The organism is Microbacterium sp. (assembly GCF_044340635.1).
In the GTDB taxonomy this organism is placed as follows: Bacteria; Actinomycetota; Actinomycetes; order Actinomycetales; family Microbacteriaceae; genus Microbacterium.
On the sequence record NZ_JBIITF010000025.1, the window covers coordinates 1 to 21,592 of the forward strand.

A 21,592-nucleotide genomic window follows, 5' to 3' on the forward strand; every position below is an offset into this window, starting at 1 on the left:
CTCGTCGCGCACCACGATGAACGAGTCGTCGAGCACTCGCCGCACCACGTAGTCGCCGGGCTGAGGGATCTCTGATTCGTGACCCACGAAGATCCACGCGCGACTGAACAAGCGCTCCCGCTCGAGCGCGAAGATCTCTTCGTCGTTGTAGATGTGGGCAGGGATCATGCCGCGTCTGACATCGTCGTAGATCGTGTGGTCTGTCATATCTTGAACGCTCCGTCGAAGTATGGATTGTTATCTGTCTAGCAGAAATGTACTCTGATGTGCGGAAGCGGTCAATTGGAGAACGACCACCGGATCGATTGGAGAAGCACGGAATGCAGGTGACCGACTACTCAGAGGAACGGCTGCTCGTCGCCGAGGGATGCCGCATCCTCGCTCTGCGAGGGCTCGTGGACGACATCCTGGGGCACATCAGCCTTCGAGTGGGCGAAGACTCCCTGCTCGTGCGCTGCAGAGGCCGCGAAGAACGCGGGCTGAAGTTCACGCAGCCCGACGACATCCACCTGGTCCGCCTCGATGGGAGTACCGAGCTGCCCGACGGATACTCGGCGCCGAACGAGCTGCCATTGCATCTCGCCACCCTCCGCGCACGCCCGGATGTGAGCGCGGTCGTGCACGCCCACCCGCCAGCCGTCGTCGCATTGACGCTGATCGGTGTCCCTCTTCTGGGCGTGGTGGGTGCCTACAACATCCCGGCGATGCGAATGGCTCTGGCGGGCATCCCCACTTTTGCCCGGTCGGTCTTGATCCGCTCGGACGCGCTCGGCAGCGCCATGGTCGACGCCCTCGGCGATCGCCCGGTCTGCCTACTCCGTGGCCACGGGCTCACGGCGACAGGATCGAGTGTCGAATCCGCCGTCATCAACGCGATCAACGTCGACGCCCTCGCTCGCATCCAGCTGCAGGTCCTTCAGGCTGGTGTGACGCCGGCCGCTGTGGCGCCGGCCGACCTCGACGATCTGCCCGATCTCGGACCGGCCTTCAACGAACAGCACGTCTGGCGATTCCATCTCGCCGACCTCGAACACGCCGGCCTCGGCATCCGATAGCGACCAACGATAGGACCACCGACCGATGACTACAGAAGAGCTCGAACCTGCGCCCCCAGCGCCCCTGCTCCCCCTCCTGCACGGCCACCGAATCCCGTCACTCGGCCTCGGCACCTGGCCGATGGTCGGCGATGAATGCCAGGAGGTCGTGCGCGTCGCCATCGAGAGCGGCTATCGGCTCATCGACACCTCATTCAAGTACAGCAACGAGGTCGCCGTCGGGCGGGGGATCCATGACTCCGGGCTGCCCCGCCACGAGATCTTCATCACCAGCAAGTTCAACAAGGAGTCGCACAGCGTCGACGGCGTCCAGCGCGCCTACGACGATAGTCTCGAGCGGCTCGGGGTGGACCACCTCGACCTCTTCCTCTGCCACTGGCCGGTCCCGGCTCAAGGCCGTTACGTCAACGCCTGGAAGGGTCTCGTCAAGCTGTTGGAGGAGGGGCGGGTCAAAGCCATCGGCGTCTCCAACTTCAAACCGGCCCACCTCGCCTCCATCATCGACGCGACCGGGGTCGTGCCCGACGTGAACCAGATCCAGCTCAGCCCCGACATCGCCCGTACCGTTCCTCGACGCGCGCACGAGGTGCTCGGTATCGTGACCGAGAGCTGGAGCCCGCTCGGCCGCGGGCCCGAGCTGCGGGAGAACCCGACGATCGTGCAGATCGCGGCGGACGTCGGACGAACGGCGGCACAGGTGGTGCTCCGCTGGCACGTGCAGCAGGGCCTCGTGCCGGTGCCGAGATCGTCAGACCCCAAACGCCTGGTCGAGAACCTCTCGGTCTTCGACTTCCGCCTTAGCACCGACCAGATGGCCACGCTTGCGTCCCTCGACAACGGCGAAGCCGCCGCGCGGGACTCTGACCTGCCCGAGAACGGTCATTAGTCCACCAAGAACACCAAAATCGTCACCGATCTGGTAAATTCAGCGCGCTCTGGAGACGCAGCAGAACGCCTCGCGCGGCTCCTGGACATTCGACTACACGCAGGACCGGCTCTCCGCCATCATGCGCTGCACACACGACCGCTGCCTCGAGACCGCCGACGAATACGGCTCGCCAGGCTTGCCCGGTGGACTTCGGCGACTGCGCGAAGCAACTGACCGGCGGCGAAGGTGATGGCTCGAACGTAGGCGCGATCTGCCTTGCTCGCCTCACCTTCGGCTCGCTCGACAGCCGCGTCCAAACCATCGCGAAGTCGCGTGCACTGCAGATGGCGGCGAGGGAGAGAGTAAGTTCTGCAGTGTGCCCGATCGGGAACAGGGGGTGGGCTTTAGTACCCCTGCCCGAATTCGCGAAGTCTGGGCCACAGATCGCCGCCGACGACGCCGAAGACCCCTACGTCCGCCAGCATGCCGCCGAAGCCCTGCTTGAGATCAACGAAGACCGGAAAGTCAACGGCCGCTACCTCGCCGTCAAGACCCGACAGAACCTCGCCCGCCTCACCGACTTCGCCGAACACACCCGTCGGTTTCCCTGCCTCTTCCGCCTCGATCAACGCCACCTGTGCACCCCTATCAGCGGGAGCGAGGGTCTCGGGAAGCTTCTCAAGCCGACGGGCAACTCGCTCGGCAGTGCTTGCGAATCGGCGGTACGGACGACCCAACTGTTCGCTCGTGTTGGGGTCCTGGCCGTGCCCCATGAGACGGCGGAGCTGCTCCTCGCTGACCTCACCACCGGGTTCGACGGCGCCAGAAATGTACGCGAGACCCGATCCGAGCCATGAGCCCGGCGGCGTGCTGTTCAGTCGTTCAGCCGGTGGAGCCAGTAGCCGGGTTCGCGGCGCTCGTGGGCGTAGGCGAGGATCAGGATCGTGTCCGGCTCCACCGTGTAGACGATGCGGTACGGGTATCCGCGAACGGCCTTGCTGCGGATCACGGTGCCATCGTCAGCGGTCGTGAATGGTGGGGCGGCGTTCGGCCATTGGTCGAGGTCTTTCCGGGCTTGCCTTGCTCGGTCGATGAGCGCAAGGCCGATCCCTGGCTCCTGGTCTTCGTACCAGCGCACGGCGGCGTCGAACTCCGCGACGGCCTCGGGGTGCTCTCGCTGGGCCAAGGTCATGCGGTGAGCAAGGCGCGCAAACGCTCGTAGTGCTCGTCGGCATCCACCAGATCGACCGCACCCTCACGCACCTCGGCCAGTCGCCGGGTAGCCTCGGCACGCCAGGCTGCATCGACCTCGCTCTCGTCGTCTGCATCATGGAGGCTTTCGAGCAGGGCGTTAGCGACGACCGCGCGCTGATCGGCGTCGAGCGCGAGGCCGTCTCGGATCAGAGTTGCGGTGTCGGGTGTCATGTATTCAAGTGTACGTCGAACGGCCGACAATCGCGCTGGGCGTCTGTGGCTCGGGTTGCGGGGCTGCTGTGAACGTCACGCCGACGCGACGTGCTGCTGATGCTCATAGGCCGCGTGCTGGCCCGTCATGTCGCGGGTCGTTGCGCCGCGGGTCGCGTTCGGTCGGCTCGCGGAGTTGCCGTTCGCGTTCGGCGAGTGCTTGCTGCCTTGCTTCGTGCTCGGCGCGGGTGGTTTCGATCCGTGCGGCGGCGTCGCGGATCGGTAGCGCGCGGAGGTAGTCGGCCTCGGCTCGGAGCGCGGTGGCTTGCTGGTGCGCCTGTCCTGCTTGCTGTGCTGGGTTCGGCAGTCGCATCCCGACCCGGTGGCGCATCACCGCCTGCGGCCCGTACTCGCTGACCAGCAACGCCCGGCGTTCCTGCTCGTGCCGCTGCCGCAACTCGTCACGGTCGGCTCGCGCGGCCTCGACGTGCTGGGCGGCGTCGATCACGCGGGGATCGGCCTCGGCGCGACGCTCGGCCTGTCGTGCCGCCCACTCGGGCAGGGTGTCGGTGGTGCGGGGTGGTTCGCCCCATGTTTCGCGCACCCGTGCCCGAACCGTCCGGGTGTGCTCGCTCGTCTGGCGGTGCTCCGCGCGGGCCTTGCGCCTGCCGAGCCTGCCGACGGTGGCGAGTCGGCTGCTTGCGGCGGCCTCGCGCTCGACAGCATCGAGATAGGTGGTGCCGTCTGCCTCGGCCTGCACCGTCAACGGTTCCGCGATTTCGGCACGGATGCGCGCCGCCTCGTCCTCGGCGTGGCGGAGCACGTCGGCGTGCTCGTCGTCCTCGGTCTTGTGTGTTGCGCGCTGGGCGTCGAACCTGGCAGCGGTCTGCTCCCAGCGTTCCGCCGCACGTTCGGCTCGTTCGGCTTCGGCGGTGAGGCGGGCGAGTTCTTCGGTGATGAGCTGCACGGGGCCATCGCTGACGAGGCCTTGCACGGCGTCGATGGCTTGGGCGGTGGCGTGGTCGAGGCCACGGTCTGCCGGGTCGCGTTCCATCGCCTCAACGAACCGCGCCCGCGCATCCGCCATATCAGCGGCGACGACGTGGAGTTGGTTCTGTTGGCGGCCTCTCGTCATGCCGACGTAGACGCCTGCCGCGCTCGTCGCCTCCGACAAGGCCGTGTGGGAGGCATCGACGGTTGCGCCTTGGACGCCGTAGGCGGTCGCGGCATACGACAGGTGCGCCCACTCGCTCACGTACTCGGCGGGGAGGGCGACGGTGCGGCTGTGCTTGCCTCCGCCGCTGACTTCGCGGGCGTAGACGCTGCCCTCGTCGGTCACATGCTGCACGATCCATTGCTGCCGGTTTGCCACGCCGAGGTCGCTGCTGTTCTTCCGGGTCTGGATCAGGTCGCCAGCGCCGATGCTCAGCCCGTCGCTGCCGGTCGTCGTCATAGTGTCGTCGACCTCGCCGCGCTCGACCCGCCCGGCGCGGATGTGCTCGTTCAGCTCGGTGGCCTCGTCGTTGGTGGCGACGGTGATCGCTTCGCCGTCGTGGGCGTGGGCGGTGATGTGCTCGCGGGCCGCTTCCTCGTCGGCATGCAAGGTCACGAGGCCCATCGTGGCGAGTCGGTCGAACACGTCGCCGGGGTGCTCCCGGTCACGCATGACCAACGTCAACGCCGCATACTCGGCATCGGTGAACCTGTGGAGTTCGGTCATGTCGTAGGTACGGCCACGAATCTGGGCGGCCATGTCGAGCACCCCGCCGCGCCCGACCGCCGGGAGCTGCGCCCGGTCGCCCACGAACGCGACCGACGCGCCTGCCTCGGCGGTGACGGTCAGCAGAGCGAGGGCGGTGTCCTGGTCGAGCATCCCCGCTTCGTCCACGATCACCCGCTCACCCCGCGACAGCACGGCGTCGTTTGGTGGGCCGGTGTAGATGTTCCCGGTTGCAGGGTCGGTGTCGCCGGGTGCGAGGCGTGTCCATACGCCGTCCTCGTTCCACCGCCACCCATGCGCATACACGAGCGCCGCGACGGAGGTTGCGGGCACGCCGAGTTCTTCGTGGGCGACCTGCGCCGCACGCAACGTCGGCGCAACCACCCGCGAGGATCGCCCGTGCTCGGCTGCAACCTCGATGGCGACGCCGAGCATGGTGGTCTTGCCTGCGCCCGCCGCGCCCTCGACAATCACGAGCGGGTTGGTCGAGGCGACGGCAGCGGCGGCCACGGTCTGCCCGGTGTCGAGTCCGGCGGCTTGCGCAGCGTCGGTCACGTCGGGGTGCTTCGGCTCCCGTTCCGGCGTCGCGGCGGTGAGTTGGTCGCGGAGTGCGGTCTCGGCGGCGACGACGCCAAGGCTGGTGAGGTGGGCGACGTGCTCGGGTTGCACCATGCCCGGCGGCAGCACCGAGAAACAATCCGAGGCGGCGAGTCCGGTGGCGAGGTCGATGAACTCGCGCAACTCCGCCGGGGTCGCTTGCACGCCTGCCTCGGTGGTGATGCGGGTGACGTGCTCTCGCACGGTGTGCGGTGTCCAGGTCGATGCAGCCGCCGCGCAGCGATCCAGCGCACGACTGGCGACCTGTTGCACGCTGAGGTCATCCAGCGATGCCGGCGCAACGGTGTCGGGGTGCTGCAAGCTCTCGGGGTGGTAGCCGGCGTCTCGGAGTTCCTGCTGCCACCACTGCTCGTTCTTCAAGTCCGCCGGTTTCTTGCCGGGCCGCTGGAACGCCCACGCCGCGTCCTGCATCCGAGCGGTCAACACCGGGCCGGGCGTCTCGCCGGGATGCTTCGCTTGCCACTCGGCCTCCATGCGTTCCAGGTTGCGTCTGATCTGCGCCGACCGCTTCGACATGACGGCGTTGAACGGCTCCAACTCCACAACCTCACCGCTTACGGGGTCGAGGGTCAGGCCATGCTCGGAGAGCGTGGCGGCGAGCTGGGGGTGCGCGGCGATCACCGCCGTACCGAGAGCACGGATCGCGCCCTGCTGCTGGAACAACGCCGCCGTGGTCAGCGCCCGCCACTTCCCGCCCGCCCACACCCTCGTGCCAATCTGGAAATGGATATGCCGGTGCGGATCACCCGCACGACTCGTCTTGTGCGTGATCGCGACGGTCTGCATGTGCTCGACCGGCAGCACCTCCTGCGCGCCGCGCGGCCCCGCCAACGTGACCGAATGCTGACCAAGGAAGTGCTGAATCTCCCGCGCCGCATCCCGCTGCGTCGCGTCCAACGCCTCGGACACGTCCGGGTGGAGTGCGGCGGCGACCGACAGGCTCTTCGGCGCGTTGATCGTCATCTCCGCGAACAACGGCGACCCCCGACGCACCTTGCCCGGCTTGCGCGGGGTACCCATCGACTCCCCGGTGTCCGGGTTCACCCAATCGACCCAGGCTTCGTACTCATCCGCCGACAGCGACCGAGCAGCGGTGACCTCGCCGGTCGCGTCGATCACGGCGTACTCGGCCACGGCCTGGTCTGCGCCGAGGTAGTACTCGTCAGCGCGGGAGCGGTCGGCCTCGACATAGGCGCGCGCGGCAGCACCGCTGCCGTGGAACAGCTTCACTCCACCCTTCACTCTGGCCTCCCTCACGAGTCGTCTCGTGAGAGAGGTGCGCACTACGGCCCCGCCGTAAAATACGTGCCTCACTGAGATAGGGGGCAGATGACTGATGGAGCCGAGCGTCAGCGCGAGAGCGTCGCACAGAGTGTCGCTGGCAAGAGTTGGCGTCACAAAGTTCGAGGGAACTTTCGGAGTTCGGTTCGATGAAGTGACTAGTCTTCTCGGCGAACTTCGTGACCTGATTACTGCCCGATGAGTCTTCGGGCAGCGGTGACGACGGAGGCACGGCGGCGTGCGTGTTCGGCGTCGCTCTCGGCTCCGGTGATCATGCGGGCGACCTGCGGTACCGCTGACCACCATCCGGCGAGTGAGAGCACGAGGAACATCAGGTGGTCGGCGTCGAGGTCGCTCGTTACTGTGCCCTTGGCCTGTCCGTCGGTCATGGCGGCGACTTTGTATCCGTAGTATTCGCGCCGCTCGGCCTCGTCGGGTACTTCGGTGTCGAAGACGAGCCCTTCCCAGCGCATGAGCCTGCCGAGTTCGGGGTGCTCGCGGTGGTAGTCGTAGACGCGCCCGGCGTAGTCGCCCACGTCCTCGGTTGCGAATGATTCGACGGGCACGTCGCGGGCTACCTTCGCCAGTTCCTCGCGCAGTACGGTGGCGAAAAGTCTGTCCTTGCCCCCGAAGTGCGTGTAGACGCGCTCCTTGTTCACCCCGGCGGCCTTGGCGATGCGCTCGATGGTCGTGCCGTGCGGCCCGTGCGCGGCGAACTCGGCCACCGCCGCGTCGAGGATGCGGCGCTTCCTGCCCTCAACATCCCAGCCCATCGTTCCCACCTCCCGTCTCGTGCGGTAAACCCAACGCTCACGTTGCGTCTTCGCGGTTAGCCTACTACAGTCAAATCCAACGGAAACGTTGGATTTGGAGTGGTGGTGTCTGCGAACTCGACGGAACAGATAGCGGGAGCAGGCGAGGCGCGCGAGCACCCGGCAGGGAACGGCGTGGTCGTGCTGCTCGTGGTCACGGCGCTGCTGGTGCTCACGCAGTTGTACGCGGCAATCCCGCTGATCGCCCCGATCGGTGCGGAACTCGGCTCTGATGTGACGTTCGCGCTCTCGACGGTGTTCAGCGTGTGCTATGCGGTCGGGTTCCTGATCTGGGGGCCGTTGGCCGATCAGTACGGGCGGAAGCGGATCATGCTCATCGGCCTGGTGTATCTCACCGTCGCGACCATCGCCTGCGGCTTCGCCTCCACGGTGCCGATGCTTGCTGCGCTGCGCGGGGTGCAGGGGGTGATGGCGTCGAGTTTCGCGCCGGTTGCGCTCGCGTATCTGGCCGAAGCGACCCCGCTGAAGCGTCGGGCAACGGCGATCGGGGCCATGTCGACGGCATTCCTCGTTGCCGGGATCGCAGGCCAAGTACTCGCCTCCGCGCTCAGCCTGACGTTGGGCTGGCAGTGGGTGTTCATCCTCTCCGGCATCATGCTCGGCCTCGGCATGATCGGCGTCGCCGTGCTCGTCACCGAGCCGCACAGTCGCAGAGACGATGCGAGCCTGGTGCGTCGCTTCGCCGTAGTCGGGAGGGTCGCCACACGCCCCTCGGTGCTGCTACTGAGCCTCGCGCACCTAACGCTGCTGTTGTCGTTCGTCGGCATGTACACCGGCCTCGGCCCGCACCTGACCGACCTCTGCCTGGACTCATCGCAGGTGATCTGGCTCCGCCTCGTCGGGCTGCCGGGCATGTTCGCCTCCCTCTTCGCGGGCGCTATTGCGAAGCGTCTCGGCGGCGCGGGGGTTGCACGTGCCGGGTTCGCCCTCGCCGCGATTGGGCTGCTGATCGAAGCCGCACTCTCGGCATCCCTCGCGGGCACGGCGCTGGCGAGTCTCGTGTGAGTCACTGGGGTCGCGCTCGCGGTGCCCGCGATGATCACCCTGTTCGGCGAGACCGCCGCCCCGAACCGGGCCGGTGGGATGGCGCTCAACGGATTCGTGCTGTTCCTCGGTGCCAGCGTCGGCCCACTCACTGCCTACCTGGGCTTGGACTTCCCGATCCTGCTCGTCAGTCTCGCCGCGCTCATGGTGCTCGCCGTCGCCAGCCTCACCGGGTTCGCCCGACTCACCCGCACGCCCGCTTCGGAGGTACCTGTATGACTCGCATCCTGATTCTCGGCGCGACCGGGCGCACCGGAGCCGCCATCCTCGCTCATCTCCCCGCAGGCATCGAGGCGACCGCTGCGCTGCGCGATCCGGCAGACACCACGCGGCTCGCCAAGACTGCTGCATCGCTGACCTCCACGGTCGTGAACATCGCTGAGAACGCCAGTCTCACGCAAGCAATGCACGGCATCGACGTCGTCATGAACGCGATCCGACTGCGTGAGGACATCGCCCCGACCGAACTCGTGGCCGTACATGATCGACTCATCGAGGCAAGCACCAAGGCCAACGGCGCTCCGGCCCGGATCGTCACGGTCGGCGGAGCAGGAGCACTCCGACTCCCTGGAGACAGACGGTTCTGGCAAGACCCCCGGTTCCCAGAACCCACACTGCCGCGCGGGAGAGCACACGCCATGCTGCGCGACCACCTCGAAGCGGGCAACGCAGGATCAGAATGGGCGTATCTGATCCCGCCGCCCGTCTACGAACCGGAGGGGCCGACGACAGCACGCTGGGAACGAGTCTCCCCTTCCACAGACGAGACTGCGTTCACCCGACAAGCGATCAGTTATGCCGACTTCGGAGCGGCAGTCGCGGAGACTTCCACCAAGGACGACACTCGCACGCAACTCATCGCATGGCCCAGTGAACTGACAGAAAAGCACCCGATGAGTGGATAGGCGCATCTCCCCGCCGTTGTCGGCTCGGACACGGACGACGCATCGACCTGTGGGCCTGGCGGCGTACAACGTTGTCCGGCTCGTTGTGATCCGTGACGGCACGGCCATCGTGTTCAGCGAGTTCGGACAGCAACCCGTCAGCTTTGGCGACGCGGTGCTGCTGGGGCCGAGCGTGCTGTTCGGCGTCGAACCCGAGGGGCGGGTCACCTATACGACGGTCTACATCGACACCGACATGGCGCTGGATCAGTTCTTCTGGCAACACTCCGCGATCTTGCACGACCGCCTCGACGCCCACGACTTCGCGGGAAAGGTGTACACCGAACCTGCCCAGGTACTGCACCTGGGCCGGGATCGAGCCGGGCGGTTGTTGCCGTGGCTGGACGAGCTGGTCGCCCTCACCGTCGAGGGCAAGTACCTGGAACGGTTCCATCGGATGCAGGCGCTCTGGTTCCTCATCACCGATGTGATCGCGCCGTGCATCCGCGTCTCGACGGTGCGGCTGACCCGGCTGCAACGTGCCCGCGCTCGCCCGTTCTCCGCTCGAAGTCGGGTGCCTGAACCGTTGCGTCGTGAGGCGATGCTGGTGCGCGACGCGCTGCACAGCCGGATCACGCACCCGTGGACGCTCGCGGAACTGGCAGCCCTGGTGCGGCTCTCTCCGAAGCACCTGGTGCGCGTGTTCACGGACACGTTCGGGAAGACCCCGACCGCCTACCTGGTGATGCTCCGCGTGCAAGAGATGGCGCGGCTCCTACGCGAGACGAACATCACCGTCACCGCCACCGGGCAGCGGGTGGGGTGGCGGAGCCGGTCGCGCGCGGTAGAAGCATCCACAGCGCACACCGGAGTGACACCGAGCCGCTACCGAGACATGCGCCCGCTCATGACCGACCTCCCATGACCGAGCCGGTCGCGCTGCCCGGCAAAGTGCCGGAGTGACCGGGAAACGCCCGGCCTGCTCGTCTCCTGCTTCGCCGCGACCGCCGGTGCTTGGTAGGCCGGTTCTTCCCCCTGGTTGCTCGGGGGTGGTCAGAGAAGGGAGGTCGTCATGTCGCTGCTACTCGAACGCCCGGCGACCACGCCGACCGGTCATGAGCCTACAAGGACGCCGCAGTCGCCGCACCCCGCGATAGTGCAGCCGGTCGAGCCGTGGAGTTGCGTCTATGTCACCAGCATCCGTCACCGTCGCATATTGGCGGCGACCGCCTATGACTGTGTGCGCTTCGTGGTCGTGCGCGACGGCTCGATCATCCTCACCGATGCCGATGCCGATGCCGATGCGGGCGGGTCGGCGTCGGTGGGTGATGTGGTGCTGGTCGCCCCGAACGTCGAGTTCGGGTACGAACCCGAGGGCACCGTCACGGTGAGGACAGTGGCAGTGGATACCGATTACTGGTCGAGCAGTTGTTCTGGCAGCACCTCGACGTGCTCGCGGACGGCGAAGCCGCACGCGACCTCGCAACTCACCTGTATCCCGATCCGGTGCAGGTGCTGCGCGTCGGAGAATCGCAGGCCGAACGGCTCGGGCCGATCCTCGATGAACTCGCCACACTCACCGGCGAAGACCAATCGCCGCGCGGCTACTTCCGTGCGTATGCGCTGCTGTTCACGGTGCTCGCCGCCATCGCGCCGCTGGTTCGTCACGCGCCGGTGGAGGTGCCGCCGCTGACCTCTCGGCAGCGGGCCGTGCGGGTCGCGCCTCCCCGGTGGCGGGAGTTCAAGCCGGTGCGCCGCGAGATTATGCGCACGGCGGCGCTCATGCAGAGCAACATCGCCAGGCAGTGGCCGCTCACCGAACTGGACGCGCACGCCTGCCTGTCGCCGAGTCAGCTCAATCGGGTGTTCAAGGACTCGTTCGGGGTGACGCCGCCGGTGTACCTGTCGATCCTGCGCGTACAGGAGATGGCGCGCCTGATCCGCGAAACCGATCTGCTCATCGGCACGATCACCGAACGGGTCGGCTGGTGCCACCACTGCGGGCAAGCCTCGCGCATCTTCCGCCGCTACATGGGCGTGACCCCCATCGAGTACCGGCGCTACGGCCCACCGTCCGCGAGCCGGGCGGGGCCGGGCGTCGGCATCGCCACCGCACGCGCCGACGACTCCCGTGGGAACGGGTGCGCACCTACCTACTGACACCTGCCCACACGACCGGAGGAACCCGACGATGAGCACCGCCACCACGCGACCGCGATACGCTCCGGCGCGCCTGCATGTCGGGGTGGGGGTGACGGTTCCGGCAAATTGCCGGAACCGTGCGACCAGGGCTTTTACTCCCGGCCGGGGTGGTTCCGTCGAATCGGCGGCACCACACTCGCGGGGCGACGGTCGGGGAAAATTTCCCACACCGTCCAGCCTGCGACCTCGGCCCGCTGTGCTGCTCGTTGTGGTTCTCGTGACGGTGGTGGCAAATTGGCACCACCGTCCGACCAGGAGTTTCGCCGTTGCCCCCGCGAACCAAGCCGCATCCGCTGCGACCTCACCGCGACCGTTCACGGTGGTGTCGAATCGCCACCACCGTCGGACCTGCGCTTTCGCTCCGCTCGGCTGGCCGTCACGGGCGCGAACGGTGCCGCAAAATTTGCGGCACCGTTGAGCCGGTTCACGAGGGTACCGAATCGGCACCCCCGTGACATACCCCGTTTGGGGTCGGTCGCAGGTAGCTCCCTGTGGATAAGTCTGCATATAGTACCTCAACTCGATGCCAGGTACTAGATGTACCCGGCCATGAGGTTGGTGGCGTTTCCGGTCTTGTGAAAGGGGAGAACCTCCGGGCTTAGTGGAGATGTCTGACGTCTTCACGAACTCGGAGGTTCTCGTGTCCCACCGTAATGCCCGCTTGACCGTGCACGGCAGGCTGCTCATCGTCCATCGTGCCGGTGCCGGGTGGAAGCAGGCGCATATCGCCGCGGCAATGGGCGTGTCCCGACGCTGCGTGAAGCGGTGGCTGGACCGCTACCGCGCCGAGGGTGAAGCCGGTCTCTACGATCGCTCCTCGCGGCCTCACCACGTCGCCAACCGCACCCCCGATGCCAGGGCCGCGGCGGTGGTCGCGATCCGGAAGAAGGAACGAGTCGGCCGTGACGAGGTCGCGGCCCGCACCGGGGTGCCGGCGCGGACGGTGTCGCGCATCATCGCCCGGTCCGGGCTGCCTCGTCTGGTCGATCTGGACCCGATGACCGGGGAGCGGATCCGCGCGTCGAAGACCACAGCGGTCCGCTATGAACGCGAGCAGCCCGGCGAGCTGGTGCACATGGACGTGAAGAAGCTCGGTCGCATCCCCGACGGCGGCGGGTGGAAGGCGCACGGCAGAGCGATGGGCTCCACAGCCGCCCGGAAACAGACCGTCGTCGGCTACGACTACGTGCACTCCGTCGTCGACGACCACTCCCGGCTCGCATACTCCGAGGTCCTCCCCGACGAGAAGGGCCCGACCTGCGCCGCGTTCCTCGAACGCGCCATCGGCTACTTCGCCGCGCACGGCATCCCCCGCATCGAGCGGCTGATCACCGACAACGCCTGGGCCTACCGATGGTCGCTGCGCGGCGTCTGCGGCGCGCACGGCATCCGGCAGAAGTTCATCAAACCGCACTGCCCGTGGCAGAACGGCAAGGTGGAGAGGTTCAACCGGACCCTGCAAACCGAATGGGCCTACCGGCAACCGTTCACCTCGAACGACGACCGCACCGCAGCACTTGACCCCTGGCTCGAGCACTACAACACTGGACGACGCCACTCAGCCCTCGGAGGCAACCCCCCGATCAGCCGACTGCAACCAACGTCCTGACCCCGTACAACTAGATGTTGTGGTTTGCCTGTCGTACCTGTCTACATGGATACCTCGACGCAGACCACCACAACCACGCCCGAACCAGCCTCGACCGATGCCCCCGAACCACTCGGCGCACGCCTCGCGCGGGAGAGCCGCGCAGCGCAGGGCCTGCCTCCGGTCATCGCTGACCCACGGGTGCGTGAGCAACTGCAAGCCCTCTGCGGCCTGCCGAAGGCGCGGGGGCGTTAGGCGCGCCAGACGAACTCGACCCGATGTGCGAGAATCCCCGCCCGGTACACCTCACGGCGGGCATGAAACGCTTCGACGGTCTCATTGCGCCGCCTCGCCGGTGTCGCGCCGTTCATCCCCCTGGGCAGGGCGTGAACGAGGACGGCTTCAAGGACGAGACTGGCGGCCTGGTGCTGCCACATCGGGGTACGGTCGGCCCACTCCTGTGCGACGGTCGTCATATCAATCGACGGGCCAGTGTGCTCCGGCACCGTGGCGGCGTACTCGCGGCGGGTGCGTTCGATGCGTTCGGCGATCCGTGAGCGTTGCCGCACCCACATCGACTTGTCGATCAACCCGTCGTAGTAGTCATCATCGAGCCGGGCGAGGCGTTCCCGGTCGGCATCGAGCGTCGCGGCAAGCCCCACTCGTGCGGCCTGATCCGCGCCCGGAGACTGGCGCTTGGCGGGGTTGAGGGTGATCTGCTCGAACGTCGCGAGCACGGCTTCCTCCACGAGTTTGGTGAGGTCGCCGGAACGGATCGAGCGGTTGCACCCGCCCGGCACCTGTTGCACACACTGATACACCTGGCCGCGATGCAGCATGGCGCGTCCGCAGGTCGAGCAGCGGATCAGACCCGAGAACGGATACAGCCGTTTCGCCGCCCCACTGCCGGGCTGATGGAAGTTTCGGGCCTGCTTGCGGGCATCGAGCACATCGGAGACCTGCTGCCAGGTGTCCTCGTCCAAGATCGCGGGCCACGCGGCGGTCGTCTGCATCAGGGAGGTTTTCGACCGGGTGCCGTCCGGCAACAACGGTCGATACTCCCGTACCCCCTTGATCGAGGGGTTGCGCAGCACCAGTTTGAGTGTCCGATCCGACCACCGGCACCCGTGCGTCGTACGGATACCCCGCCGGTTCCAGTCGGTGAGAATCCGGTACAACGTCTCTCCGGCCAGCACCCGCCGCGCGGCTTCCCGCACCAACTCGGCAGCCTCGGGGTCGATCACGAGCGTGTGGTTCTCGGCGCGGTAGCCGAACGGCACCTGCCCACCATGCCAAGTGCCCTCGATGGCCTGCTGCTTCGCCGCCCGAGCGACACGGCGGGCGGTGTCGGCTGAGGACTTGTTCGCCATCGCGACCAGCACCCGCGCCATCGCCACATCAGAATCCGTATCCAACCTCAGCGAGCCGGTCACGGAGCGGACGCTGAAGCCGTTGAGTACCTTGGCGTCGATCAGGTCTTCCAAGTCTCTCGGGTCGCGCACCGCCCGATCCAGGTCGTAGGCGATCATCACCCCGGCGCGCTGCTCGCTGAGGTGCTTCAACATCGCGCGGAACTCCGGGCGCACCACGCGCCGCACCCGCTCACCCGTCGGGAGTGTGATCGTGCGCTGCTTGAACGCCGACGTGTCGTTCTCCCGGTACACCTGGGCGACTTCCCACCCGTGCGCTGCCGCATACGCCCGGCAGTCAGCTTCCTGCCGGTCAACACCGCGCTCGGTGCCCTCGGGATCATCACTGATCCGCACATACACCACCGCCCGCAACGACGGCGACGCCTGCGCCGTCGCCTGGTCGTTCGGCTCATTGCCTGCGGTTCGTTCCTGCTGATCGTGGCTCATCTCAGCCACCGCCTTCCTAGCTCTCATCGAGAGGTAGGTGCGTTTACAGAACCTCGGCTAACCCAGATCTGCGTGATCGGCCACATAGGAGGCGGGGAGGACGATGGAGCCGCCGAACCGGCGGCCGGTCTTGCGGATCGTAACCGAGCCGTCGTCGCGAACGTCCTTGATGGTCCAGGTGTCGCCGTTACGGACCCAGTCCTTGCCGTTGCGCAGGCGCCGGTCGTTGCGGCGGGTGATGATCGTGTCCCCGACCCCAGCAGTGACGCCGTCTGTGAGTTCTACCTCCCGGCCTGGTGTCAGGGTGCCGTCGAGGATCAGATCAGCACGGGCGCGCTGGTTCAGAGTGGTCACGTCGTTGCGGGTCTCAGCGACCAGCACCGACACCAAGCCTTGGTTCCGGTCGGTGCGCCAGGCGGCGTAGGCGGCGTCGGTCATCGCCTCGGCGTCGCCGTCGCGGATGCGGTCGTGGTCGAGGTAGGTGTCGACCACCTCGGTGCGACCGTGCCGCAACGCGAGCGAGGCGGTCTTCTCCCAGGCGTTGGTGAAGCGGTGGACGTCGACCAGCTCGGGCGCATCGTCCCGGTCACTCACGAGCAGGTTGAACGCGCCGCCGGCGTCCACGGATTGGAGTTGGGCGAAGTCACCTACCAGCAGCACCTTCGCCCCCGCCCGATCGGCCAGGTGGGTGATGCGGTCCAGGGACAGGGTTCCGGCCAGGGAGGCTTCGTCGATGATGACGAGCTGACCGGCCTCGAAGGTCGTACCGTGGACGAGGTAGTTCTGCCACCACTTGGCGGTGTTCTCGGTTTGGATGCCCAGGTCGTCGGCGAGGACCTGCGCGGCCACTGCGGACGGTGCTAGGCCGACCACCGAGCCCTTGCCGTGATCGGTCTCCCACGCCCGGCGCAGGGCATTCATCGCGGTGGTCTTACCCGCACCTGCCGGGCCGACCAGCACATCAAGAACGCGGCCGGAGACCGCGATCTTCATGAGCGCGTCGGCCTGATCCTCGCCGAGCATCCGCCCCTCACGATCAGGCTTCGTGGTGACCTTCTCGACCGTCGCCAGCGGGACGGTCGGTCCGGTCGTGGTGCGGGAGCGGTCGAGCAGACGGTCCTCAGCCTCCAGCAGCAGCTCGGAGGAGAACACGGTCGAGTGCTTCGGGCGGAACACGCTCGTGCCATCCACCCTCCGGAACGCGGCCGGGCTCGTGGCGAGGTCGGGCGGCGTCAGCCGCAGCGAGGCTTGCTCGGCGGCGTCGGCGATCATCGCGACGACCGCTTCGCGGTCTCGCATGGTGGCGAAGCGCCAGCCCATCGTCTGCCGGGACGCCTCTGCCATCAGGTTCCACCGCCGCCACGTGGACCGCTTCTCACCCACCACCCCGACCACCGACTCGCCGAGTTCGCCGATCGCATCCAGGGGCACGTCATCGGCTCGCAGCAGCAGCGGCTTGTCGTTGTCGGTCGCGTCACGTGCCCATTTGGTGGCGTCGTGGCCGAGCACTCCGGTGGCGCGGGTGCGCCAGTCGGCAGTGAGGTCGGCCAGCGACCGCACTTCCTTCTCCGGGCGTGTGGCGAGGGTGGCTTGGGCGCGGAGCTTGATGATCGTGGCTGTGGAGGGTTGGCGGCCGTTCTTGGCGACGTACTCGGCGATGAGTCTGTTCTTCTCGGCGTCGATGTGCCGAGCACGGGTGGAGAACTCGGCTACCAGCTCCTCCGGGACGGTGCTGATCGCCCATGCCGGGTTGCGGTCACGGCCCATGTCGCGGGCTTCCCACTCGACGCCGAAGGTGCGGGTCATGTGGTCGGCGAACACTGCCTCGTGCAGCTCCGACAGGGCGACCACGGCGGCGTGCATCGGCCGGCCATCCAGACTGCGCCATTTGCCGTCGAAGGCGGTCTGGACCTTGTTGCTGATGACGACGTGGGTGTGCAGATGGGGGTCGCCGGCGCGGGAGTCGAAGTGATCGAACGCCGTGGCGACCAGGCCGGTGACATCGACCTGTGCAACGGCTCCGTCACCGGCGGTTGCGCCAGAGCGGGTGGCTGCAACCTCGCGCTCCATGAACGCGACCACCTCCGCAACCGCCGCATGATGCGCCTGACCGATGAGCGCCTGCGTCCCTGCGTCGGCGACCGCCCACAACGCCGACGCGGACTTCGGGACCGAGAAAGTGAAGTCGAACCCCGCCACCGCCCGCCGCCTGCCGCGCTCGGCCTCCTCAGCCTCGATCCGAGCGACCGCCTCACCCTTCGCGCCCGGACTCAGGTCCGGGTCAAGGTCAGCGATCCGAGCCTCGATCCGCTCCGGCACCGACTTGTAGGCCGGGAACGCGCGACCGAGCGGGTCGCCGGTGATCGGATCACGGCCCATGCCCATCAAGAGCTGGAGCTGAGCCTCCGACACCCGATCACCCACCGCGAGCTCCCCCCTGCCGAGCGAGACGACGCCGGACCCCAGCCATCGGCCCGGTGGTGTTCCCGCCTCCGCGTAGTACCTCGTCAGCGGCGTCGAGAGGGCGCGGTCGCCGTCTGCGGCCGCGATCGTGCGCAGCAGGTACTTATAGCCATCACCCGCCGACATCACGCGCATCGAGACCGTCACCACGCCACCGCCTTTCGACGGTCAGGTGAGCGGGCGTTGACCGCGCGAACGCGCTGTCAACTTTGGTTGACGAACCTTGATCTGCAAGACGCGTGTGACCTCGAACAGGGCGCGAGCAGAGACCGGAGGCAGTGGCGCGACTCGCGGAGTCGATCAGGGCTCGGTGAGCGGCGGGTGTGTCGGAGCCGTGCACCTGACAGGTGACCAGCTCGGCATCAGCTCCGTGACGAGGCGATGCCGGAGACGACCGTCACCGGAGCAGACTTCATGCACGACCTTGACGCCAGCGGCGAACCACGACTCAGGATCGGGTCGCTGTTCAGCGGGTACGGTGGCCTCGACCTTGCCGTCGAGCACGTCTTCAACGCCAGGACCGTGTGGTTCTCAGAACTCAACGAGCCCGTCGCCCGCGTCTTCGCGCGACACTGGCCCGAGGCTCCGAACCTCGGCGACATCACGACCATCGACTGGAGTCACGTCGAACCCGTGGACATCCTCATTGGCGGGTTCCCGTGCCAAGACGTATCCGGCTCTTCGGACATTCGGTGGGGGTCATGGGGTGAGGGCATGTACCTGATGCCCGAGCCGACAGCCAACCGGACAGCTGTGTTGGTCTAACGCGGTGCCGTGCGATCGGTTCAATGCGAGTGCCCGCGCCTCCACAACAGTGGGCGGCGGCTTCAACTCAGAAGCGCGACCCCGAGCCCAGTCGCAGGCCCGCGCCATTGCGATGGGTGCGGCTCGTCAGTTGGCGCCGGGGAGTCCTCGGGCTAGCGGGGACTGCAGCGGTGTGAGATGCGGGATCGGGATCGGCTTCGAACGCGTCGAGGCGACCTTCCCGCTCCGCTGCGCCATGGCAGTCAGTCGAACGTCTTCGCGCGTCGCGTGATGGCTGGCTCGCAGACCCGGCCGCATCCAGATCGCCTCGTACCCGCCGCTCGCCGCGCGCTCCACGTAGGCGATCAAGCGCTCGGCGCTTGCTTCGTCGATGCCGGCGTCGCACAGCCGCCAGGCGCCCTGGCCGAGCGGCTCGAACACCAGCCTTTGTTGATCTGCGGTGATCATCAGTACCTCCAGATCAACAATGCGCTGACAGCCGTCGTCTGCATCCCCCCTTGACAACGACCCTGGCTAACGCACGTCCGGGCGCGCGACGAGGGAAGCCTGCACGTCGAATACGACGACGACGGTGCTCCGGAGCACGAGTACGCCGTACATGAGGTGACGCTAGTCCCGGTCCTTCTGCAGTGCTCCGTATATGAGTTGGTTCTCGACGGCGCATCCGATGAGCTCGCCGGACTCCCGAACGTTGAAGAGCGGGTCGGCGATTCGATCTACACCGACGCAGAGGACTACTACGTGACGGGACTGTGGGGCGACGATTGACTCGTGCGAGCGCGCGGTAGAAGCTTGGTCGGTCGTACGCGGCGCCAGCTTCGGCCAGCCATGGGAAGTCAACGAGTAGGGGCACGCTTGACGACGCCCGGAAGATCGCCCGCGACCTCCCGCTTGCGTTCGTCGCCCGCAAGGGGATCGGTGCAAGACGTCGCTGCTTTGGGTGGCTTGGTCAGTTCAGCCGTAGGGACGGTGCCTCACTTGAGTCCTGATCGCACGAAGGCGTCGACGACGTATCGCTGGAGGAACACGTAGATGAGCAGCACGGGCACGCAGGCGAGCCCGGCGGCGGCCATCGTCGCGCCCCAGTTGTTTCCCTCGGCGCTCAAGAAGCTGCGCACGCCGACCTGGATGAGTGCATCGCCCTGGCGCATGATGAGCGTCGGCCAGAGGTATTCGTTCCACGCCGAGATGAACGCCATGATCCCGAGCGCGGCGAGCGCCGGCTTCATGTTGGGCACGACGACGGTCCAGAGCGTGGCCCAGCTCGAGCGCCCGTCGAGGTGTGCGGCTTCGATCAGCTCGCGGGGGAAGGCGCGCATGTGCTGCACCATGAGCAGCACGGCGAAGGCTCCGGCGAGCTGGGGGATCACGACGCCCCCGACGGTGCCGAGCAGGCCCATCTGCGACACGAGCACATAGTTGGGGATCATCGTGACCTGGAACGGCACGAGCCACGACCCGATGAAGAGGAACATGAGCAGCTTGCGCCCGCGGAAGTCCCACATGGCGAACCCGTAGGCGGCGAGCACGGCGATGAGCAGCTGCGCCACGGCGAGCATGATCGACATCGCGAAGGTGTTCCACAGCATGTTGCCGATGGGGATGGTGTTCCACACGTAGGCGAAGTTCTCGAGGCTGAGCGGCCAGGGCAGCAGCGTCTGGTCGAGCGCGTTCTCGGGGGCGCGGAAGGCGGTGGCGAACATCCAGTACACGGGGAAGACACTGAACAGCGCGAGCATGATCAGCACGACGTGGCCGGCGATGGTGCCGAGGCGGGTGCGGGATGCCACGGCGACATCTTCCGCCGAAGCGGAAGCCGCCCGCACGCGAGCGCCCTTGTGCAGCACGGTGTCGGCGGCGAGCGCCGGCCCGGTGACGGTGACGAATGACATGGGTGGTCCTAGTTGTCGTAGAAGCTGAGCCGCTCCTGCAGCTCGAGGAAGATGAGTGCGATCACGCCGAACCCGACGAAGAAGATCACCCCGGCCGCCGACGAGATGCCCACGTCGAAGTTCTGGAACCCGAACTGGTACAGCAGGTAGTAGATGTTCGTGGTTGAGTTGGTGGGCCCGCCCTGGGTGAGCAGGTCGATGATCGGGTAGGTCCACTGCGCGGCGAGGAGGATCGTCATGAGCGACAGGAAGACCAGGGTCGGTGAGAGCAGCGGCAAGGTGATGCGTCCGAAGATGCGGCCGGCGCCGGCACCGTCGAGTGCGGCGGCTTGACCGTATTCGGGGCTGATGCCGGCGAAGCCGGCGGCGATCACGAGCACGCCGAAGCCCAGCATCTGCCACCCGACGATGACGATGACGGCCCAGATGGCGAGGTCGGGGTCGCGGAAGACGTTCGGCATGTCGACGCCGAAGTGCGCGAGCACGGTGGCGAATGCCCCCTGCTCGGCGAACAGCCACCGCCACACGGCGCTGGTGGCGACGGGGGTGATGAGGAACGGCACGAAGATCAGCGCCTGATAGAAGGTGCGCATTCGCCCCCGCACCTGCCGTGACATGACGGCGATCGCGATCGGCAGCACGAGCGAGAAGACGAAGAACGCGGCGATGTAGACGACGGTGTTCAGCAGCGCGGTGTGCAGCTCGGGCAGCGCCAGCACCTCGGCGTAGTTCGACCCGCCGACGAACGTCTTGGGGCTTGTGGGCAGCAGGTTCCAGTCGTAGAACGACAGGCCGAACGTCTGGGCGAGGGGACTGTAGGTCCAGAGGATGAGGAACGCGGTGCCCGGCAGCACATACAGGTAGGGCAGCAGGCTCTGGGGCCGAAAGCGCGAGCGGCGCACGACGGGCGCGGATGCCTCGGCCGGAGCCGCGCCCGCTCCCTCGGCCGGCGCAGCGGCGGCCGAGGGAGCGGAGACGGTGACGAACATGGGCTGACTACTCTCCCGCCGACGCGTTGACGGCGGCGAGCTGCTCGTCGGGGGTCATGTTCATGAACGCCTCGAGCATCTCGGGAGTCATCTCGTAGACGGTCGGGAACTGCCCGATCGGCACGAC

General features: G+C 67.1%; 21 protein-coding genes and 1 pseudogene. 11 read left to right on the forward strand and 11 right to left on the reverse strand.

All coding sequences use genetic code 11. The features are described from left to right. Positions 1-207: pseudogene (locus ACIQ0W_RS15385) on the reverse strand (aromatic ring-hydroxylating dioxygenase subunit alpha); the annotation flags it as partial. A 119-nt stretch (positions 208-326) separates the two neighbouring features. On the opposite strand from ACIQ0W_RS15385, the gene ACIQ0W_RS15390 reads away from it, so the two are divergent. From ACIQ0W_RS15390 to ACIQ0W_RS15400, 3 genes are read left to right on the forward strand one after another with little or no spacing between them, the layout of a single operon-like run. After that, the gene (locus tag ACIQ0W_RS15390; protein WP_396643557.1) at positions 327-1,055 is read left to right on the forward strand and encodes a class II aldolase/adducin family protein; all 729 of its coding nucleotides are present in this window, start codon (positions 327-329) and stop codon (positions 1,053-1,055) included. Between the two features lie 25 nt (positions 1,056-1,080). Next, a complete protein-coding gene (locus tag ACIQ0W_RS15395) occupies positions 1,081-1,941 on the forward strand; it encodes an aldo/keto reductase (RefSeq protein ID WP_152584214.1) in 861 nt (286 codons plus the stop codon). Between the two features lie 49 nt (positions 1,942-1,990). Then, entirely contained in the window at positions 1,991-2,173 is a 183-nt protein-coding gene (locus ACIQ0W_RS15400) for a hypothetical protein (RefSeq protein ID WP_168212703.1), read from the forward strand. Between the two features lie 154 nt (positions 2,174-2,327). Here ACIQ0W_RS15400 and ACIQ0W_RS15405 read toward each other — a convergent pair whose 3' ends face one another. The 5 genes from ACIQ0W_RS15405 to ACIQ0W_RS15425 form a co-directional block, all read right to left on the reverse strand. Beyond that, positions 2,328-2,906 carry a relaxase domain-containing protein gene (locus ACIQ0W_RS15405; protein WP_174524654.1) on the reverse strand — a complete coding sequence of 193 codons (579 nt, stop codon included), beginning with the start codon at positions 2,904-2,906 and terminating at the stop codon, positions 2,328-2,330. Continuing rightward, a complete protein-coding gene (locus ACIQ0W_RS15410; RefSeq protein ID WP_024476684.1) occupies positions 2,798-3,115 on the reverse strand; it encodes a type II toxin-antitoxin system RelE/ParE family toxin in 318 nt (105 codons plus the stop codon). Before ACIQ0W_RS15410 ends, ACIQ0W_RS15405 begins: the two co-directional genes overlap by 109 nt. After that, a complete protein-coding gene (locus ACIQ0W_RS15415; protein WP_024476685.1) occupies positions 3,112-3,348 on the reverse strand; it encodes an addiction module protein in 237 nt (78 codons plus the stop codon). Before ACIQ0W_RS15415 ends, ACIQ0W_RS15410 begins: the two co-directional genes overlap by 4 nt. 103 nt (positions 3,349-3,451) lie before the next feature. After that, complete coding sequence (gene mobF / locus ACIQ0W_RS15420) at positions 3,452-6,895, reverse strand: MobF family relaxase (RefSeq protein ID WP_200951266.1); 3,444 nt, start codon at positions 6,893-6,895, stop codon at positions 3,452-3,454. 239 nt (positions 6,896-7,134) lie between these two features. Then, positions 7,135-7,719: a TetR family transcriptional regulator gene (locus tag ACIQ0W_RS15425; protein WP_024476687.1), complete on the reverse strand. Its 585-nt coding sequence runs from the start codon at positions 7,717-7,719 to the stop codon at positions 7,135-7,137. A gap of 102 nt (positions 7,720-7,821) precedes the next feature. On the opposite strand from ACIQ0W_RS15425, the gene ACIQ0W_RS15430 reads away from it, so the two are divergent. The 6 genes from ACIQ0W_RS15430 (at position 7,822) to ACIQ0W_RS15455 (ending at position 13,518) form a co-directional block, all read left to right on the forward strand. Further along, positions 7,822-8,784, forward strand: coding sequence for an MFS transporter (locus ACIQ0W_RS15430; protein WP_319034491.1), 963 nt, complete (start codon positions 7,822-7,824; stop codon positions 8,782-8,784). A gap of 30 nt (positions 8,785-8,814) precedes the next feature. Then, a complete protein-coding gene (locus ACIQ0W_RS15435; RefSeq protein WP_197425747.1) occupies positions 8,815-9,042 on the forward strand; it encodes a hypothetical protein in 228 nt (75 codons plus the stop codon). Next, positions 9,039-9,728 carry an NAD(P)-dependent oxidoreductase gene (locus ACIQ0W_RS15440; protein WP_024476688.1) on the forward strand — a complete coding sequence of 230 codons (690 nt, stop codon included), beginning with the start codon at positions 9,039-9,041 and terminating at the stop codon, positions 9,726-9,728. Before ACIQ0W_RS15435 ends, ACIQ0W_RS15440 begins: the two co-directional genes overlap by 4 nt. A 49-nt stretch (positions 9,729-9,777) precedes the next feature. Next, entirely contained in the window at positions 9,778-10,632 is an 855-nt protein-coding gene (locus ACIQ0W_RS15445; RefSeq protein ID WP_024476689.1) for an AraC family transcriptional regulator, read from the forward strand. Between the two features lie 524 nt (positions 10,633-11,156). Further along, entirely contained in the window at positions 11,157-11,867 is a 711-nt protein-coding gene (locus tag ACIQ0W_RS15450) for an AraC family transcriptional regulator (RefSeq protein ID WP_157553712.1), read from the forward strand. Positions 11,868-12,549: 682 nt separating this feature from the next. Then, positions 12,550-13,518 carry an IS481 family transposase gene (locus tag ACIQ0W_RS15455; protein ID WP_101852925.1) on the forward strand — a complete coding sequence of 323 codons (969 nt, stop codon included), beginning with the start codon at positions 12,550-12,552 and terminating at the stop codon, positions 13,516-13,518. Positions 13,519-13,748: 230 nt separating this feature from the next. Here ACIQ0W_RS15455 and ACIQ0W_RS15460 read toward each other — a convergent pair whose 3' ends face one another. Together ACIQ0W_RS15460 and mobF (ACIQ0W_RS15465) are read right to left on the reverse strand one after the other, a co-directional pair. Further along, positions 13,749-15,356 carry a recombinase family protein gene (locus ACIQ0W_RS15460; RefSeq protein WP_024476692.1) on the reverse strand — a complete coding sequence of 536 codons (1,608 nt, stop codon included), beginning with the start codon at positions 15,354-15,356 and terminating at the stop codon, positions 13,749-13,751. A 57-nt stretch (positions 15,357-15,413) separates the two neighbouring features. After that, entirely contained in the window at positions 15,414-17,954 is a 2,541-nt protein-coding gene (mobF, locus tag ACIQ0W_RS15465; RefSeq protein WP_396643558.1) for a MobF family relaxase, read from the reverse strand. 246 nt (positions 17,955-18,200) lie between these two features. On the opposite strand from mobF (ACIQ0W_RS15465), the gene ACIQ0W_RS15470 reads away from it, so the two are divergent. Beyond that, entirely contained in the window at positions 18,201-18,584 is a 384-nt protein-coding gene (locus ACIQ0W_RS15470; protein WP_245702829.1) for a DNA cytosine methyltransferase, read from the forward strand. A 126-nt stretch (positions 18,585-18,710) separates the two neighbouring features. Here ACIQ0W_RS15470 and ACIQ0W_RS15475 read toward each other — a convergent pair whose 3' ends face one another. Continuing rightward, complete coding sequence (locus tag ACIQ0W_RS15475) at positions 18,711-19,031, reverse strand: hypothetical protein (RefSeq protein ID WP_090586853.1); 321 nt, start codon at positions 19,029-19,031, stop codon at positions 18,711-18,713. A 156-nt stretch (positions 19,032-19,187) separates the two neighbouring features. Here ACIQ0W_RS15475 and ACIQ0W_RS15480 point away from each other — a divergent pair, with 156 nt between their 5' ends. Then, positions 19,188-19,352, forward strand: a complete 165-nt coding sequence (locus ACIQ0W_RS15480; protein ID WP_175460154.1) for a hypothetical protein — start codon at positions 19,188-19,190, stop codon at positions 19,350-19,352. A 206-nt stretch (positions 19,353-19,558) separates the two neighbouring features. On the opposite strand, the gene ACIQ0W_RS15485 is transcribed toward ACIQ0W_RS15480, so the two are convergent. Both ACIQ0W_RS15485 and ACIQ0W_RS15490 read right to left on the reverse strand, forming a co-directional pair. Next, positions 19,559-20,476, reverse strand: a complete 918-nt coding sequence (locus tag ACIQ0W_RS15485) for a carbohydrate ABC transporter permease (protein WP_090586852.1) — start codon at positions 20,474-20,476, stop codon at positions 19,559-19,561. An 8-nt stretch (positions 20,477-20,484) separates the two neighbouring features. After that, positions 20,485-21,465 carry a carbohydrate ABC transporter permease gene (locus ACIQ0W_RS15490; protein ID WP_062637302.1) on the reverse strand — a complete coding sequence of 327 codons (981 nt, stop codon included), beginning with the start codon at positions 21,463-21,465 and terminating at the stop codon, positions 20,485-20,487. Positions 21,466-21,592 lie beyond the last annotated feature (127 nt).